The sequence below is a fragment of the Sphingomonas sp. Root720 genome (genome assembly GCF_001428605.1).
Classification (GTDB): domain Bacteria; phylum Pseudomonadota; class Alphaproteobacteria; order Sphingomonadales; family Sphingomonadaceae; genus Rhizorhabdus.
Window position 1 is genome coordinate 916,416 of record NZ_LMID01000001.1, and the last position, 15,500, is coordinate 931,915.

13 protein-coding genes and 1 tRNA gene are annotated in these 15,500 nt (G+C 69.1%); 6 read left to right on the forward strand and 8 right to left on the reverse strand.

What is annotated here, in order from left to right; genetic code table 11:
- Positions 1 to 38 precede the first annotated feature (38 nt).
- Positions 39 to 464: an OsmC family protein gene (locus ASE22_RS04160; protein WP_056355334.1), complete on the reverse strand. Its 426-nt coding sequence runs from the start codon at positions 462 to 464 to the stop codon at positions 39 to 41.
- 106 nt (positions 465 to 570) lie between these two features.
- Between ASE22_RS04160 and ASE22_RS04165 the strand changes: the two genes are divergently transcribed.
- Positions 571 to 1,437, forward strand: coding sequence for an alpha/beta hydrolase (locus ASE22_RS04165; protein WP_056356319.1), 867 nt, complete (start codon positions 571 to 573; stop codon positions 1,435 to 1,437).
- Between the two features lie 30 nt (positions 1,438 to 1,467).
- Here ASE22_RS04165 and ASE22_RS04170 read toward each other — a convergent pair whose 3' ends face one another.
- Together ASE22_RS04170 and ASE22_RS04175 are read right to left on the reverse strand one after the other, a co-directional pair.
- On the reverse strand, positions 1,468 to 1,827 hold the full coding sequence (locus ASE22_RS04170) for a DUF6616 family protein (RefSeq protein WP_156397346.1): 360 nt from the start codon (positions 1,825 to 1,827) through the stop codon (positions 1,468 to 1,470).
- A 27-nt stretch (positions 1,828 to 1,854) separates the two neighbouring features.
- Positions 1,855 to 3,408: a hypothetical protein gene (locus tag ASE22_RS04175; protein WP_056355339.1), complete on the reverse strand. Its 1,554-nt coding sequence runs from the start codon at positions 3,406 to 3,408 to the stop codon at positions 1,855 to 1,857.
- 105 nt (positions 3,409 to 3,513) lie between these two features.
- On the opposite strand from ASE22_RS04175, the gene recN reads away from it, so the two are divergent.
- The 4 genes from recN (at position 3,514) to ASE22_RS04195 (ending at position 10,638) form a co-directional block, all read left to right on the forward strand.
- Entirely contained in the window at positions 3,514 to 5,175 is a 1,662-nt protein-coding gene (gene recN, locus ASE22_RS04180; RefSeq protein ID WP_056355342.1) for a DNA repair protein RecN, read from the forward strand.
- A 143-nt stretch (positions 5,176 to 5,318) separates the two neighbouring features.
- Positions 5,319 to 7,445 carry an NAD-dependent DNA ligase LigA gene (ligA, locus tag ASE22_RS04185; RefSeq protein ID WP_056355345.1) on the forward strand — a complete coding sequence of 709 codons (2,127 nt, stop codon included), beginning with the start codon at positions 5,319 to 5,321 and terminating at the stop codon, positions 7,443 to 7,445.
- Between the two features lie 81 nt (positions 7,446 to 7,526).
- Complete coding sequence (locus ASE22_RS04190; protein WP_056355348.1) at positions 7,527 to 9,404, forward strand: CHASE3 domain-containing protein; 1,878 nt, start codon at positions 7,527 to 7,529, stop codon at positions 9,402 to 9,404.
- A 70-nt stretch (positions 9,405 to 9,474) separates the two neighbouring features.
- Positions 9,475 to 10,638: an aminotransferase gene (locus ASE22_RS04195; RefSeq protein WP_056355350.1), complete on the forward strand. Its 1,164-nt coding sequence runs from the start codon at positions 9,475 to 9,477 to the stop codon at positions 10,636 to 10,638.
- A gap of 150 nt (positions 10,639 to 10,788) precedes the next feature.
- On the opposite strand, the gene ASE22_RS04200 is transcribed toward ASE22_RS04195, so the two are convergent.
- Positions 10,789 to 12,153, reverse strand: coding sequence for a DEAD/DEAH box helicase (locus ASE22_RS04200; RefSeq protein ID WP_056355354.1), 1,365 nt, complete (start codon positions 12,151 to 12,153; stop codon positions 10,789 to 10,791).
- Between the two features lie 193 nt (positions 12,154 to 12,346).
- Here ASE22_RS04200 and ASE22_RS04205 point away from each other — a divergent pair, with 193 nt between their 5' ends.
- On the forward strand, positions 12,347 to 13,705 hold the full coding sequence (locus ASE22_RS04205) for a M20/M25/M40 family metallo-hydrolase (protein WP_056355357.1): 1,359 nt from the start codon (positions 12,347 to 12,349) through the stop codon (positions 13,703 to 13,705).
- Between the two features lie 161 nt (positions 13,706 to 13,866).
- Here ASE22_RS04205 and ASE22_RS04210 read toward each other — a convergent pair whose 3' ends face one another.
- The 4 genes from ASE22_RS04210 to ASE22_RS04220 all read right to left on the reverse strand — a co-directional run bounded on the left by ASE22_RS04210 (position 13,867) and on the right by ASE22_RS04220 (position 15,492).
- Positions 13,867 to 14,538, reverse strand: a complete 672-nt coding sequence (locus tag ASE22_RS04210; protein WP_056355360.1) for a glutathione S-transferase family protein — start codon at positions 14,536 to 14,538, stop codon at positions 13,867 to 13,869.
- A gap of 71 nt (positions 14,539 to 14,609) precedes the next feature.
- A complete protein-coding gene (locus tag ASE22_RS26650) occupies positions 14,610 to 14,810 on the reverse strand; it encodes a DUF5818 domain-containing protein (RefSeq protein WP_056601688.1) in 201 nt (66 codons plus the stop codon).
- Positions 14,811 to 14,961: 151 nt separating this feature from the next.
- Positions 14,962 to 15,267, reverse strand: coding sequence for a hypothetical protein (locus tag ASE22_RS04215; RefSeq protein WP_056355362.1), 306 nt, complete (start codon positions 15,265 to 15,267; stop codon positions 14,962 to 14,964).
- 151 nt (positions 15,268 to 15,418) lie between these two features.
- Positions 15,419 to 15,492, reverse strand: a tRNA-Gln gene (locus ASE22_RS04220).
- Between the last annotated feature and the right edge of the window lie 8 nt (positions 15,493 to 15,500).

The window sequence follows — 15,500 nt, forward strand, 5'->3', positions numbered from 1 at the left end:
AATTCGGGCCCCCTTCTTTTTGGCCAGCCCCGCTTCCGTCAGCCTAATGTCCAGTCGAGCGTGACCTCGGCGTTGAGCAGCTTCGAGATCGGGCAGTTCGCCTTGGCGCCGTCCGCGATGGGGCCGAACGCCGCCTCGTCGATGCCCGGCACCGCGGCGGTCAGGGTCAGCGCCGACTTCGTCACGCGGAACCCCTCCCCTTCCTGTTCGAGCGATATCTTCGCCGTCGTATCGAGTTCGCCTTCGGCAAAGCCCGCCTTCGCAAGCGCGAAGCTGAGCGCCATGGTGAAGCACGAGGCATGCGCCGCCGCGATCAACTCCTCGGGATTGGTGCCCTTGCCGTCCGCGAACCGGGTGTTGAAACCATATTGCTGGCCGTCGAGCACGCCCGACTGGGTCGACACGCTTCCCTTGCCGTCCTTGCCGAGCCCCGAATAATGGGCCGAAGCGCTGCGCACGATCATGGTGGTCTCTCCTTGCCTTCGTGAAATGCGGCCGATAGCGCGGTGCGATGCAACCCGCCGCCACCGGCTGACGTAATCCACCATAGCCGATAATGACGGAGACATGATGACAAAGCTGACGATCGCCGCCGCTGCCGTGCTGATGGCCGGGGCGCTGGTGGCGGCCGCCTGCTCGCCGCTGCGCGCGTTCGACACGGTGATGCCGAAGGACGGCGCGAGCCGCCTGGTCGCGGGCGACGTCCCCTATGGCGAAGGCGCGCGCCGGCAGCTCGACGTCTATGCCCCCGTCGCGGCGGAGAAGCGGCCCCTGCCCGTGATCGTCTTCATCTATGGCGGCTCCTGGGCCAATGGCACCCGGGCGGGCTATCATTTCGCGGCGCGCGCGCTGTCGGCGGCGGGCTTCATCACGGTCGTCCCCGATTACCGGCTGGTGCCCGAGGTACGCTTCCCCGGCTTCGTGCAGGATTGCGCGGCGGCCGTCCGCTGGGTCCGCGCGCACGCCGCCCGCTATGGCGGCGATCCCGACCGCATCGTCCTGGTCGGCCATTCGGCGGGCGCCTACAATGCCGCGATGCTGGCGCTCGACCCGCAATTCCTGGGCACCGACCGCGCCGCGATCAGGGGGTTCGCTGGGCTGGCCGGCCCCTACGACTTCCTGCCGTTCGACGGCTCGGTGGTGACCGACGCCTTCGGCGCCTGGCCGAAGCCGGTGGAGACCCAGCCGATCCACTATGCCGACGCCTCGGCCCCGCCGGTGCTGCTGCTCCACGGCGACGAGGACGGCACCGTCTGGCCGAAAAACTCGATCAACCTGGACCGCACGCTGCGCGCGGCGGGCGTGCCGTCCGAACTCAAGGTCTATCGCGGCCTCGGCCATGTGGGCATCGTCACTGCGCTCGCCAGGCCCTTTCGGGGCGAGGCGCCGGTCCTGGCGGACATCACCGCCTTCGCGCGCAGGGTGACGACACGCTGAGGGCGTGCGCCGCGCGGTGCGTCGCGGCGGTCAGGCGTGCGGCTCGGGCCGCCGCAACGCCACATTGGCGGCCAGGATCTCGGCCGGGGCGGCGAGCGCGCCGCTGACGGAGTGCTGTTCGAAGAAATCATGCCAGCCCGATGCGGCGACCGCGTCGTCGAACGCCCGCTGGAATTCGAAGCTGGGCACCCGGTAGATGCAGAAGAAGTCATAGGGCGCGCGCCGGTCGGCCTCGAGGTCGTTGAACCCCCAGCCGATCACCTCCACGCCGTTGGACGTGAGCTCGACGAGCGCCGCCTGGACGCCGTCGCTGAATCGCGCACGCTCGTCCGGCTGGAGGGCGATCCAGGCGGGCCGGTAGCTGTAGAGCTCGATGAAAATCTGCGACAAGATCGAATCCTTTGGCTGTTGATGCACCTATCGCTTCGTCGCCGCGATCGCGTCGAGCAGCGCCTTGCGCTTCGGCGTCTCCGCCAGCGGTTGCCCGCTATATTCGGCGATGCCGAAATCCATGGTGGTGCCGATCGGGCTGGTCGAATGGTAGATCAGCAGAAGGTCGCCGAAATCCTTGTCCCAGGCGTCGAGATAGGCGCGAAAGGAATCGCCCATGCGGGGATCGCGCTGGAGCCGGGCCATCAGCGTCTTGTCGGGGCCCCGATAGGTGACGTGCTGCCCGCCTTCATAGCCGACGAAGCGCAGGCCCCGGCCGTCGGCGATCTGCTTGAAGCGGCGCGCGGCGCCGAAGGTCGAGTCGATCGAACCGGTGAGCCGGGGAAAGAGCGGGGTGAGGTCGGCGGTGTCCGCCGGCGCGGGCTCGAGAAGGGTCTGGCCGAAATAGGGCGCACTCGCCAGCGCATCGACATGCGCCGCGGTGTCCTTGTAGTCGAGCGCGTAGAGGATCAGCTCGGGCCAGGCATTCTGCCCCGACAATACCCGGACGAGGCGGCGGCGGTCCTTGGCGTAGACCTTCTCCCAGACGACGAACGCCTCGGTCGCGCGCTGGGCATAGCGGCGCATCCGCGCCTCGTCCCTGGTGCCGAGCCCGGCGCGCTGCCCCTCCGCCAGCGCGTCGCGCGCGGCGGCGAAGTCGAGGTTCCAGATCTCGTTCCCCATCTCGACATAGGCGGTCAGCGACGGGTCGAGATGGCCGTGCACATAGCGCGCGAAATTCTCGAGATAGGCGGCATCGGCGCGCCACGGCATGACGAACCAGGGATCGACCTTCGCGAGATTGGCGAGCAGCACCATATGCTCCACCGCCACGCCCTGCGGGTTCGCCTGGATCGTCGCGGTCGGCAGGGTGCGCCGCTCCCAGTCGCCCGCCTGGTTCACGTTGGACTGCATCCAGTCCATGAACCGCACCGATTTATAGGCGCGCAGGCCGTCGACGAAGGCCGGATCGAACACCGCCTTGCGATCGGCATCGGCTTCGCGACAGTCGATGTTGCGGATCGGATCGGCCGGATCGGTCGCGTCGATCCGGAAATGGACCGTCTTGATGTCGCTGCGCCAGATGAAGTCGAGCTGTCCGGGGGTGGCTTTCGGGCTGATCATCGCCACCCCGTTGACCGTGCCGGTGCCGTCGAAGCGGCAGCGTATCGCCAGGTCGGCGGCGCGGCTGCGCGGGGGGCGGGTCAGCGACAGCGCGGCCTGCTCGCCCGGCTGGAGCGAGGTTATCGTCCCGTTGCGGTCGATACGCTGCGGGTCCATCTCGTGCCAGCCGCCCCGGATCGAGCGCCACGATCCGCCCGCCGCGAGGTTCATGAAGGCGCGCTCGTCGCTCCAATAGGCCGGGGTCGACAGGTTGATGCCGAAGCGGGTCGGCTGGCGCGGCAACGGCGTCGCGGCGGTGGCCGGTGCCTCCATCATGTTGACGGTCGCCGACCCGGCCGGCTGCTTGCTGTACCGGGTGGCCATGACGATGCCGGCGCACAGCAGAAGCGCGCCGACCAGCACCAATATCCGCTTCATCGCCGCCTCCGCCGCCCCAGACCGCCCCTCTATCGACCGGCCGCCGGAAAAAGGAAAGCACCGAGCCCCTTGGCGTCGCCCGGCCCACTGTTCTACAGATGTCCCATGCTCACCACGCTGGCGATCCGGGATGTCGTGCTGATCGAGGCGCTCGATCTCGAATTCGGGCCCGGCCTGGGCACGCTGACCGGCGAGACCGGCGCGGGCAAGTCGATCCTGCTCGATTCGCTCGGCCTCGCGCTCGGCATGCGCGCCGACAGCGGCCTCGTCCGCACCGGCGCGAGCCAGGCGATGGTGTCGGCGGGCTTCGACCTGCCGGCCGACCATCCCGCCTTCGCCCTCCTCGCCGAGAACGGCTTCGACGCCGAACCGGGCGAGGCGCTGGTGATCCGCCGGCTGGTCAAGGCCGACGGCGGCAGCCGCGCCTTCGTCAACGATCAGCCCGCTTCCGCCGCCACGCTGCGCGAACTGGGCGGCATGCTGGTCGAGATCCACGGCCAGCATGACGATCGCGGACTGATCAATCCGCGCGGCCATCGCGCGCTGCTCGATGCCTTCGGGCGGCTCGACGTCGCCGGGGTCGCCGCCGCGCACGGCGCCTGGCGGGCGGCGGCGGACAGGCTGGAGGCCGCCCGCACCGACATCGAGAATGCCGCGCGCGACCGCGAATGGCTCGACCATGCGGTCGAGGAGCTCAACCGCTTCGCGCCCGAGCCGGGCGAGGACGCCATCCTCGCCGCCGAACGCGCCGACATGCAGAAGGGCGCCAGGCTGGCCGACGATCTCGGCGCGGTCGGCAGTCATCTCGACGGGTCCGATGGCGGGCTCGCCGCGCTGCGCCAGGCCGCGCGCCGGCTCGACCGGATCGCTCCCGAGCATCCGCTGCTGGCCGAGGCGCTCGCCGCGCTCGACCGCGCGGTGATCGAGGCGAGCGAGGCCGAGGACAAGCTTGCCGCGGCGGCCGAGGCGATGCGCTTCGATCCCGCCCGGCTCGACATGGTCGAGACCCGGCTGTTCGAGCTGCGCGCGCTCGCCCGCAAGCACCGGGTCGATCCCGAAGGGTTGGCGGAGCTTCGCGACGAACTCGCCGCGCGGCTCGACCGGATCGAGGCGGGCGACGCCGGGCTGGCGAAGCTGGAGGCCGCGGCCCGCGACGCGCGCGACGCCTATCTCGCGCTCGCCGGGAAGCTCGGCGAGGCACGCCGCGAGGCCGCCGGGCGGCTCGACGCGGCGGTCGCGACCGAACTGGCGCCGCTCAAGCTCGATGCCGCCCGCTTCCGCACCGTGGTCGAGACCCTGCCCGAAAGCGGCTGGTCGCCATCGGGCCGCGACCGGGTCGAGTTCGAGATCGCCACCAATCCCGGCGCCCCCTTCGCACCGCTGATGAAGATCGCGAGCGGCGGCGAGCTGTCGCGCTTCATCCTCGCGCTCAAGGTCGCGCTGGCCGAGCAGGGCTCGGCGACGACGATGATCTTCGACGAGATCGACCGTGGCGTCGGCGGCGCGGTCGCCAGCGCGATCGGCGAGCGGCTCAAGCGGCTGGCGACCGGCGCCCAGCTCCTCGTCGTCACCCACAGCCCGCAGGTCGCCGCGCGCGGCGCCAGCCACTGGCTGATCGCCAAGAGCCATGACGGTCTCGTCACCCGCACCGGCGTGCGCCCGCTCGACGCCGGCGAGCGGCAGGAGGAGATCGCCCGCATGCTGTCGGGCGCCGAGATCACCGCCGAGGCGCGCGCCCAGGCGATGCGCCTGCTCGAAGCCGCGTGAGGACGACCGGCGTGGAGAATATCGCTACCGGATCGAGCACCGCGATCGCAACGATCCGACGCGCGTCGCGCCGGGCCGGGACGCCGTCCGCCCACCCGCAAGACACCGTGGCGATCGGCAAAGCTCCCGCCTAAAAGAGCGGCATGACGACCGAATCCCAGGCCGCCGAGCGGCTCGCCTTCCTCGCCGCCGAAATCGCCCGGCACAACAGCCTCTATCACGGCGACGACGCGCCCGAGATCAGCGACGCCGCTTATGACGCGCTGATCCGCGAGAATGCCGCGCTGGAGGCCGAATTCCCCAACCTCGTCCGCGCCGATTCGCCGTCGAGGCTGGTCGGGGCGGCCCCGTCCGGGCATCTCGCGAAGGTGGCGCATGCGCAGCCGATGCTCAGCCTCGACAACGCCTTCGCCGACGAGGACGTGGTCGATTTCGTCGGCCGGGTGCGCCGCTATCTCAGCCTCGGCGCCGACGCGCCCGTCGCGCTGACCGCCGAGCCCAAGATCGACGGCCTGTCCTGCTCGCTGCGCTACGAGAAGGGCGTGCTGGTGCTGGCCGCGACGCGCGGCGACGGCGCGATCGGCGAGGACGTCACCGCCAATGTCCGCACGATCGACGACATCCCCGAGCGGCTGAAGAGCGCCGACCTGCTGTCCGCCCCGCCCGCGGTGTTCGAGGTGCGCGGCGAGGTCTACATGGCCAAGGAGGATTTCGCGGCGCTCAACGCGCGGCTGCTCGCGGAGGCGGAGGATCCGGCCAAGGCGCGCCAGTTCGCCAATCCGCGCAACGCCGCCGCCGGCTCGCTGCGCCAGAAGGACCCGGCGGTCACGGCGTCGCGCCCGCTCCGCTTCCTCGCGCATGGCTGGGGCGAGGCGTCGGAACTGCCCGCCGATACCCAGAAGGGCGTGATGGACGCGATCGCCGCCTGGGGCCTGCCGGTGTCCGACGATCTCGTCAGGGTCGACGGCGAGACGCAGGCACTGTCGCATTATCGCGGGATCGAGGCGCGGCGCGCCGACCTGCCCTTCGACATCGACGGCGTCGTCTACAAGGTCGACCGGCTCGACTGGCAGAAGCGGCTCGGCTTCGTCGCGCGCGCGCCGCGCTGGGCGATCGCGCACAAATTCCCGGCGGAGAAGGCGCAGACCCTGCTGCGGGAGATCGACATCCAGGTCGGCCGCACCGGCAAGCTGACGCCGGTCGCGCGGCTCGAGCCGGTGACGGTCGGCGGCGTCGTCGTCACCAACGCCACGCTCCACAACGCCGACGAGATCGGCCGGCTGGGCGTGTGGCCGGGCGACCGCGTGGTGGTGCAGCGCGCCGGCGACGTGATCCCGCAGATCGTCGAAAACCTCTCGCGCGACGATGCGCGCAGCAGCTGGCCGTTCCCCGAGGTCTGCCCCGAATGCGGCTCGGCGGCGGAGCGCGAGCCCGGCGAAGTCGACTATCGCTGCACCGGCGGCCTGATCTGTCCGGCCCAGCGGGTCGAGCGGCTGCGGCATTTCGTGTCGCGCCACGCGCTCGACATCGAGGGCCTCGGCCTGACCCATATCGAGAGCTTCTTCCGCGACGCGCTGGTCAAGTCCCCGGCCGACATCTTCAAGCTGACCAGGGAAACGCTGCTCGCGCGCGAACGCTGGGCGGAGACCTCGGCCAGCAACCTGATCGCCGCGATCGACGCCAAGCGGACCCCGCCGCTCGATCGCCTGCTGTTCGCGCTCGGCATCCGGCATGTCGGCGAAGTGACGGCGCGCGACCTCGCCCGGCGCTATCGGAGCTGGGACAATCTCAGGGCGATGATCGACCGCGCCATCGCCGCCCGCGAGGCGGCCGTCCAGGCCGTGGGCGAGACCGACGAGAAATTCGCCGCCCGCATCGCCAAGGAACTGGCGGCGATCGTCGAAACCCCCGGCGTCGGGCCGGAGGTCGCCTTCGCGCTGATCGACTTCTTCATGGAGCCGCACAACCAGGAAGCGGTCGCCGACCTGCTCGACCAGGTGACGCCCGCCGACGTGGTCCACGAGACGCGCGCCTCGGCGGTCAGCGGCAAGACCGTGGTGTTCACCGGCACGCTGGAGACCATGTCGCGCGACGAGGCCAAGGCGCAGGCCGAGGCGCTGGGCGCCAAGGTCGCCGGGTCGGTCTCGGCCAGGACCGATCTCGTCGTCGCCGGGCCCGGTGCCGGATCGAAGCTCAAGAAGGCGGCCGACCTGGGTATCGAGGTGATCGACGAGGCCGGATGGGCCCGGATCGTCGCCGACGCGCAATGACATCGGGGAAATAGGCTATGCCGTCCGCCCGTCGCGGCATTTCCGCTTGCGGGCGCCGGTGCACGCCGTAAGACAGGCCGAATGCTCGCTGGGCGTCGTCCTCCCTATCTGGCCCTCGCCGGCCTGTTCGTCGCCATCCTGGCGGCGATCACCGCTCTGTTCCTGACGCGCGCGCAGAGCCGGGCGGGCGACTGGGCCGAGCATTCGCTGCGTGTCCAGGTGATGCTGACCGAGCTGACCGATCATGTCCGCGCCATCGAATCCGATCATCGCGGCTATATCCTGTCCGGCAACCCGGGCATCCGCGCGAGCTTCACGCGGCAGGTCGATGCGATGGGGCCGGCACTGGCTCGGCTGCAATATGAAGTGCGGGACAATCCGACCCAGTTGAACCAGATGGAGCCGCTCCGCCGCCGGATCGCCGCGAAGGTCGATTTCGCGCGGCGCGGCGTGGCGGCCGTCCGGGCCGGCCACCGCAGCGAGGAGATCGTCCGGATCGACGAAGGCGAAGGTACCCGGCGGATGAACGCGGCGCTGACCGTCGTGCGCCGCATGATCGCCGAAGAGGAGCGGTTGCTGAACGAGCGGCGCAAGACGACCGATCGAATCGTCCTCGGTCTTGGCCTCGTCCTCGTCGCGACCGTGCTGCTCGTCCTGATCATCGCCGCCCTCGTCATACGCGACAGCGGTAGACGCGAGCGCGAGATCACCGCCGCGCGCGACGAGGCGATCGCCGCCGAGCAGGCGCTGCGCGAGCAGCTGGTGCTGCGCGCGCAAATGGAAGAGAAGATCCTCCATCTCCAGAAGATGGAGTCGATCGGCCAGCTGACGGGTGGAATCGCCCATGATTTCAACAATATGCTGGCGATCGTCATCGGCAGCCTCGATCTCGCCCGCCGCCGGCTGACCGGCGATCCCGAGCGGCTGGCGCGCAATATCGACAACGCCTTCGAGGGCGCGGAGCGCGCCGCCGCGCTCACCTCCCGTCTGCTCGCCTTCTCGCGCCAGCAGCCGCTGGCCCCGATCACGCTCGACATCAACAAGCTCGTCTCGGGCATGTCCGAATTGCTCCAGCGGACGCTCGGCGAACCCTATCGGATCGAGACCGTGCTGGCGGGCGGCCTGTGGCGCAGCTTCGTCGATCCGGGTCAGCTGGAGAACGCGGTCGTCAACCTGGCGGTCAATGCGCGCGACGCCATGCCCAATGGCGGCCGCCTGACGATCGAGACCTCCAACGCCTATCTCGACGACGAATATGCCAAGACCCGGCCCGAGGTCGTTCCCGGCCAATATGTGATGATCAGCATCACCGATACCGGCAGCGGCATGACGCCGGAGATCGTCGCCAAGGCCTTCGATCCCTTCTTCACCACGAAGCCGGTCGGAAAGGGCACCGGGCTCGGCCTCAGCCAGCTGTTCGGCTTCGTCAAGCAGACCGGCGGCCACGTCGCCATCTATTCGGAACCCGGCCAGGGTACGACGGTGAAGCTCTACCTGCCGCGCAGCCACGGCCTGGCGATCGATCCGCACAGCCGGCAGGGAATCCTCGAGACCGAGATTCCCCGTGCCCTGGCGGGCGAGACGATCCTCGTGGTCGAGGACGAGCAGCGGGTCCGCCACTTCTCGGTCGATGCGTTGCGCGACCTGGGCTATGTCGTGATTTCCGCGGCCGACGCGGCCGAAGCGCTCAAGGCGCTCACCACCCAGCCGACGATCAGCATGTTGTTCACCGACATCGTCATGCCCGAGATGAACGGTCGACAGCTCGCCGACGCGGCGGTGGAGCTGCGCCCCGGCCTGCCGATCCTGTTCACCACCGGCTATACCCGCAACGCCGTCATCCATAACGGCATGCTCGATGCCGGCGTCGCCTTCCTCGCCAAGCCGTTCAGCCTGACCCAGCTCGGCACGAAGGTGCGCGAGGTGCTCGACGGCGGCGGGATAAACCGCCCGGTCTGACGGCGGTTGCGCCGGCCGGGCGATCGACATCGGCTTGTACGTGGCCCCGACGCCCTTTATCCGCTGACGGATGACCCTCAATCCCGTCTACGCCGCCCTGCCCACCACCATCTTCGAGAAGATGTCGGCGATCGCCCGCGACACCGGGGCGATCAATCTGGGCCAGGGCTTCCCCGACGCGCCCGGCCCCGAGGATATTCGCCGCGCCGCCGCCGACGCGCTGATCGAACGGTCGAACCAATATCCGCCGATGCTCGGCATCCCCGAGCTGCGCCAGGCGATCGCCGCGCATTATGGCGAGCATCACGGCCTGTCGCTCGACTGGCGGAAGGAGGTGGTCGTCACCTCGGGGGCGACCGAGGCGATCGCCGGGGCGATCCTCAGCCTCGTATCGCCGGGCGACGAGGTGGTGCTGATCCAGCCGCTCTACGACGCTTATCTGCCGATGGTCCGCCGCGCGGGCGCGGTGGCGAGGCTGGTCAGCCTGCAACCGCCCGAATGGACGCTCGACCCGGCCGCGCTCGATGCCGCGATCACCGGGAAGACGAAGCTGATCGTCTTCAACAACCCCGCCAATCCGACCGGCCGGATGTACGATCGCGCCACGCTGGAGATGATCGCCGATCGCTGCATCCGCCACGACATCGTCGCGCTGTGCGACGAGGTGTGGGAGCATGTCGTCTTCGACGGCGACCATGTCCCGCTGATCGCCCTGCCCGGCATGCGCGACCGCACCGTCAAGATCGGATCGGCGGGCAAGATCTTCGCGCTGACCGGGTGGAAGGTCGGCTGGATGGTGGCGGGCGAGGCACTCGCCGGGCAGGTTGCGAAGGCGCACCAGTTCCTGACCTTCACGACCCCGCCCAACCTGCAATGGGCGGCGGCACAGGGGCTCGGCAAGCCCCGGGCCTGGTTCGAGGAGATGCGCGCCGGCTTCGCCCGGTCGCGCGACCGGCTGATCGCGGGGCTGGAGGACGCCGGCTATGTCGTGTTGCCGAGCCAGGCGACCTGGTTCGTCTCGGTCGATCTCGCCGCCTCGGGCATCGCCCTCGACGATGTGACCTGCGCCGATCGGCTGGCGATGGAGGGTGGGGTCGTGACGGTCCCGGTCTCGGCCTTCTTCGAGGAAGCGCCGGTCACCAACATCCTGCGCCTTTGCTACTGCAAGGAGGACGCGGTGCTCGACGAGGCGATCGCGCGGCTGGCGCGGATGCGGGAGACGCTGGCGAGGTGAAAAACCCTCCTCGTGGGCTACACGAGAAGGGTTTCACGACATCGTCCCTTGACCGTCACCCCAGCGAAGGCTGGGGTCTCGGGAGAGGCGCGATAGCCCAACGCCCGAGATGCCGGCCTTCGCCGGCATGACGTGGAGAGGGCTTGAGCTTTAGCGGCCGCCGCCACCGCCGAAACGCCTGACCGCGCCCTTGTGGGCGCCGGGGGCGCCCTTCGGACGGGCGAAGCGGCGCTTGGGCTGGCCTTCGGCATTGCGGCCGCCGCCGTCGTGGCGACGGTTGCGGTCGCCCTGCGGCTGCGGCGCGCTCGGCGCCGGCTTGGGCAGCTTGGCCTTTTCGGCGATGAAGTTCTCGGGCAGCGGCTGGATCTCGAGCTGGATCTTGGTCAGCTTCTCGATCGCCTTGAGATAGGGCCGCTCGTCATCGGCCACGAAGGCGATGGCGACCCCTGCGGCGCCGGCGCGCGCGGTGCGGCCGATGCGATGGACATATTGCTCGGCGACGTTCGGCAGTTCGTAGTTGAACACATGGCTCACCCCGCCCACGTCGATGCCGCGCGCGGCGATGTCGGTTGCGACGAGGATCTTGACGTCGCCGGTGCGGAACAGGCCCAGCGCGCGCTCACGCTGCGGTTGGCTCTTGTTGCCGTGGATCGCCTCGGACTCGATGCCGGCGGCGCGCAGGTTCTTCACGATCCGGTCGGCGCCATGCTTGGTACGCGAGAAGACCAGCGCGCGATCGATCGGCTCCGAGCGGATACGCAGCGTCAGCAGCGCCTGCTTCTCGGTCGGATTGCAGAAGGTCGCGAACTGCTCGACGCGCTCGGCGGTGGTCGACTGCGGCGCGACCGACACCCGGACCGGATCGGTCAGGAAGCGGTTGCCCAGCTCCGCGATCGCCTTGGGCATGGTCGCCGAGAAGAACAGCGACTGGCGCTTCTTCGGCAGCAGCTGGTCGATCCGCTTGAGCGCGTGGATGAAGCCGAGGTCGAGCATCTGGTCGGCCTCGTCGAGGACGAAGATCTCGACGAACTTCAGGCTCAGCGCGCGCTGGTCGATCAGGTCGAGCAGGCGGCCCGGGGTGGCGACGAGAATGTCGACGCCGCGCTGCAGCTGGCGGATCTGCTTGTTGATCGGCACGCCGCCGAACACCGTGGCGACGCTCAGGCGCAGGAACTTGCCGTACTGGACGAAGCTCTCGGCGATCTGGCTGGCCAGTTCGCGGGTCGGCGCGAGGACGAGCATGCGGCAGCCCTGGGGCGGCGTATGCTTGAGGGTCTCGGAGAGATGGTGGATCGACGGCAGCGCGAAGGCCGCGGTCTTGCCGGTGCCGGTCTGCGCGATGCCGCACAGGTCGCGGCCTTCCAGCAGTGGCGGGATCGCCTGCGACTGGATGGGTGTGGGAATGTCGTAGCCCTTGGCGGCCAGCGCGCGCTGCAGGGGCTCGATAAGACCGAGTTCGGAAAATTTGGTCACAAATGCACTTTCAGAGATGCGGGCGCGCGAACGGACGTTCATGCGACAGCGGGTTCACATGACGACCCGCGTGAATTGGGAAGCCTCAGCTTGGTTTTGCGTCTTTGCGGGCCTGAGCCGGCCTGCCCCTTGGAATGGACAGGAGATCACGCTGCTTCGGCCAAATGCTGCAAAACAGCATCGACGCAGGCCGCCATATGATCCATCTTGGGCCGGAATACAAGCGGAGCTGTGCATGAAGACCGGAAACTGGCGGAATCTCGCGGCCTGTGTCCTATTTGTATCAGCAGCCTCCCCCGCCCCCGCCGCGCTGAGCGGGCGCGAGACGCAGATGATCCGCACGGTCGACGCCGAACGCGCGCGCAGCGTCGAATTGTTGAAGACGCTGGTCGAGGTCAATTCGGGTTCGCGCAACATCGCCGGCGTGACCCGGGTGGGCAGCATGGTCCGTGCCGAGCTCGAACCGCTCGGCTTCGCCGTGAATTGGGTGCCGATGGAGGCCGCCGGGCGCGCCGGCCATATCGTCGCCACCCACAAGGGCGACGGCCGGGGCAAGCGCATGCTGCTGATCGGCCATCTCGACACCGTGTTCGAGCCCGACAGCCCGTTCCAGCGCTGGACGCTCAAGGGCAGGGACGCCCAGGGCACGGAGTGGGCCGAGGGCCCCGGCGCGGGCGACGACAAGGGCGGAATGGTCGTGATGATCGCGGCGCTGCGCGCGATGAAGGCGGCGGGCACGCTCGAGGCGGCCGATATCGAGATCGTGCTGACCGGCGACGAGGAGGATGCCGGCGAACCTATCGACATCGCCCGGGCCGACCTGATCGCGGCGGGCAGGCGTGCCGACGTCGCGCTCGACTTCGAGGGCCTGGTCCGCGACGGCGGCCGCGACATGGGGTCGATCGCGCGGCGCTCCTCGTCGAGCTGGGTGGTGAAGGCGACCGGCAATACCGGCCATTCGAGCGGCATCTTCAGCGAAAAGGCCGGCTATGGCGCGGTCTATGAGCTGGCGCGGATCATCGACCGCTTCCGCCAGGACCTGCCCGAGCCCAACCTGACCTATAATGTCGGGCTGATCGCTGGCGGCGCGACCCAGTCGACCGACGCCGACGGCATCCGCGCGACCGCGACCGGCAAGACCAACATCATCGCGCCCGTCGCCGAGGCGCGCGGCGACCTGCGCACCCTGTCCGACGAGCAGACCGAGCGCGTCCGCGCCAAGATGCGGGCGATCGTCGCCGCGCACCTCCCGGGCACCGGCGCGACGATCGGCTTCGACGAGGGCGGCTATCCGGCGATGGCGCCGACGCCGGGCAACCAGGCGATCCTCGACCGGCTCAACGGCGTCAACCGCGACATGGGCCTGCCCGAGATGCCGCCGCTCGACCCGCTCAAGCGCGGCGCGGGCGACGTCAGCTTCGTTGCGAAGGACGTCGACAGCTTCGCGGGCATGGGCCCTTATTCGACCGGAGACCATGCGCCGGGCGAAGCCGTCGACCTCGCCTCGATCCCGCTCCAGGCGAAACGCGCCGCGATCCTGATGTCGCGGCTGAGCGTCGTACCCCGCGCCCATGTCGGCTACGAACATCGATGACCTGCGAAACATGATCGCGCGATCGCTGAGGCCGCGCGTCGCCGTTGACGAGCCGTCGAACGATTAACCGGCCTTCCAGCGAAAGCTGGAATCTCCCGTCGTTCCTCACTGGACGATAATGAGATCCCGGCCTTCGCCGCGATGACCTCGCTCGATGAACCTCAGAAGTCGGGCTTCTCATAATGTTCGGGCGGGCTCACCAGCTCCATGCGCTCAGCCAGGATCACGCGCAGCGAGCGGCGCGACTTCATGCCCGAATACCATTGCTTGGTCTCCTCATGGCCGCGCCAGTCGATGCCGCCGAGATAGTCGGCGACCGAAAGATGCGCCGCGCAGGCGAGGTCCGCGAGGCTGATGAGCTGGCCGCCGATCCAGCGCCGGCTGCCGACCAGATAGTCGACATAGTCGAGATGGTCGTTGACCGCCTTCATCGCCTGCCGCAGCACCCCGGCGTCGGGCGGTGCGCGGTGGACGATCCGCTTGAGCGCACGCTCGTAGAGCAGCGGGCCGACCACGTCGGCGTAGAATTTCTCGTCGAAATAGGCGACCAGCCGGCGGATCTCGCCACGCGCGGCGGCGCTGCCGGGCAGCATCGGCACCGGCTCGACCGTCTCCTCGATATATTCGGAGATCGCGCAGCTGTGGATCAGCGTGGTGCCGCTTCCCGGATCGACCAGGACCGGGGTCTGCCCCACCGGATTGAGGTCGAGGAACTCGTCCCGGCGCAACCAGGGCGACTCGCGCACGAGGTCATAGGCGATGCCCTTCTCCTCCATCTGGAGGCGAACCTTGCGGGAGAAAGGACAGAGCGGAAATTGATAAAGCTGCCACATCGAACGCGCAGATTATCGGCGCACGCGACCTATGTCAGCAGGGGTCGACGAAAAAACTGTGGACATCGGCGTCAGGCCGGGCCGATCCCTTCCACCGCGATCAGCGACGAGCCGTAGATGCGTCCCTCGATGCGGACCTGCTGTCCGAGCAGATGTTGCGGGACGGGATCCATTTCCAGGCGATATTCCCCGCCGTCCTCGCATCTCAGCGCGAAGCAGTGGTTCCTGGCGATGAGCCGTCCGGTCTGGCGGAACTGGCGACGGTCTTGCATGGGTAGCCCCCTTGTTGTTTCAGGGCACCCTCTCCGTCCTCACCCTATGCCTCTGCGGGCGGGGCGCAAGGGCCCCGCCCCAAAGCTGCGACGGGCGGCCGGTAAACACGGTCGTACCGATGGCGCGGGGGCCTCCCGGCGGCGCCGTCGTCTAGCAACGGTCCCGATCGACATAGCGCCGGCGGTTGCCGTCCTTGTAATAGCAGCCGCGCCGATCGCGGTAATAGCGGCGTCCGTCCGCGGTGGCGGCGCCGATCACCGCGCCCGCCGCCGCGCCGATGGCGGCACCCTCTCCCACGCCGACGCCGTTGGCCAGCGCCCCGACGGCCGCGCCGCCCGCGGCACCGATCGCCGCGCCACGTGCGGCGCCGCGGGCGGTGGGGTCGCTCGTCTGGCAGGCCGACACCAGCAGCAGGGGGACGGAGCAGGCCAGGATGGTTGCCCGACGCATGTTCATGATGGCGATCCTCTTCCTTCAGTGCGGCATGTGCCGATGAAGGGAGAACGCGGTCGCGGCAAAAAGGTTCTGAGCCGGAATGTTTTCGCTGGCGGAGCGCCGGTTCCGGGCATCGCGCCGGCGGCGCTCGGTTGGCCGGATCGGGAAAAATTGGATGCCCCGTGAGGATTCGAACCTCAATTAACGGAGTCAGAGTCCGTAGTCTTACCTTTAGACGACGGGGCATCAATGGC

Excerpts from the sequence above, each read along its gene's own strand:
- ASE22_RS04195 (WP_056355350.1), top strand. The coding sequence starts at position 9,475 with ATGACCCTCAATCCCGTCTACGCCGCCCTGCCCACCACCATCTTCGAG.
- ASE22_RS26650 (WP_056601688.1), bottom strand. The coding sequence starts at position 14,810 with ATGCAAGACCGTCGCCAGTTCCGCCAGACCGGACGGCTCATCGCCAGG.
- ASE22_RS04215 (WP_056355362.1), bottom strand. The coding sequence starts at position 15,267 with ATGAACATGCGTCGGGCAACCATCCTGGCCTGCTCCGTCCCCCTGCTG.
- ASE22_RS04200 (WP_056355354.1), bottom strand. The coding sequence starts at position 12,153 with ATGAACGTCCGTTCGCGCGCCCGCATCTCTGAAAGTGCATTTGTGACC.
- ASE22_RS04175 (WP_056355339.1), bottom strand. The coding sequence starts at position 3,408 with ATGAAGCGGATATTGGTGCTGGTCGGCGCGCTTCTGCTGTGCGCCGGC.
- ASE22_RS04210 (WP_056355360.1), bottom strand. The coding sequence starts at position 14,538 with ATGTGGCAGCTTTATCAATTTCCGCTCTGTCCTTTCTCCCGCAAGGTT.
- ASE22_RS04190 (WP_056355348.1), top strand. The coding sequence starts at position 7,527 with ATGCTCGCTGGGCGTCGTCCTCCCTATCTGGCCCTCGCCGGCCTGTTC.
- ASE22_RS04205 (WP_056355357.1), top strand. The coding sequence starts at position 12,347 with ATGAAGACCGGAAACTGGCGGAATCTCGCGGCCTGTGTCCTATTTGTA.
- ASE22_RS04160 (WP_056355334.1), bottom strand. The coding sequence starts at position 464 with ATGATCGTGCGCAGCGCTTCGGCCCATTATTCGGGGCTCGGCAAGGAC.
- recN (WP_056355342.1), top strand. The coding sequence starts at position 3,514 with ATGCTCACCACGCTGGCGATCCGGGATGTCGTGCTGATCGAGGCGCTC.
- ligA (WP_056355345.1), top strand. The coding sequence starts at position 5,319 with ATGACGACCGAATCCCAGGCCGCCGAGCGGCTCGCCTTCCTCGCCGCC.
- ASE22_RS04165 (WP_056356319.1), top strand. The coding sequence starts at position 571 with ATGACAAAGCTGACGATCGCCGCCGCTGCCGTGCTGATGGCCGGGGCG.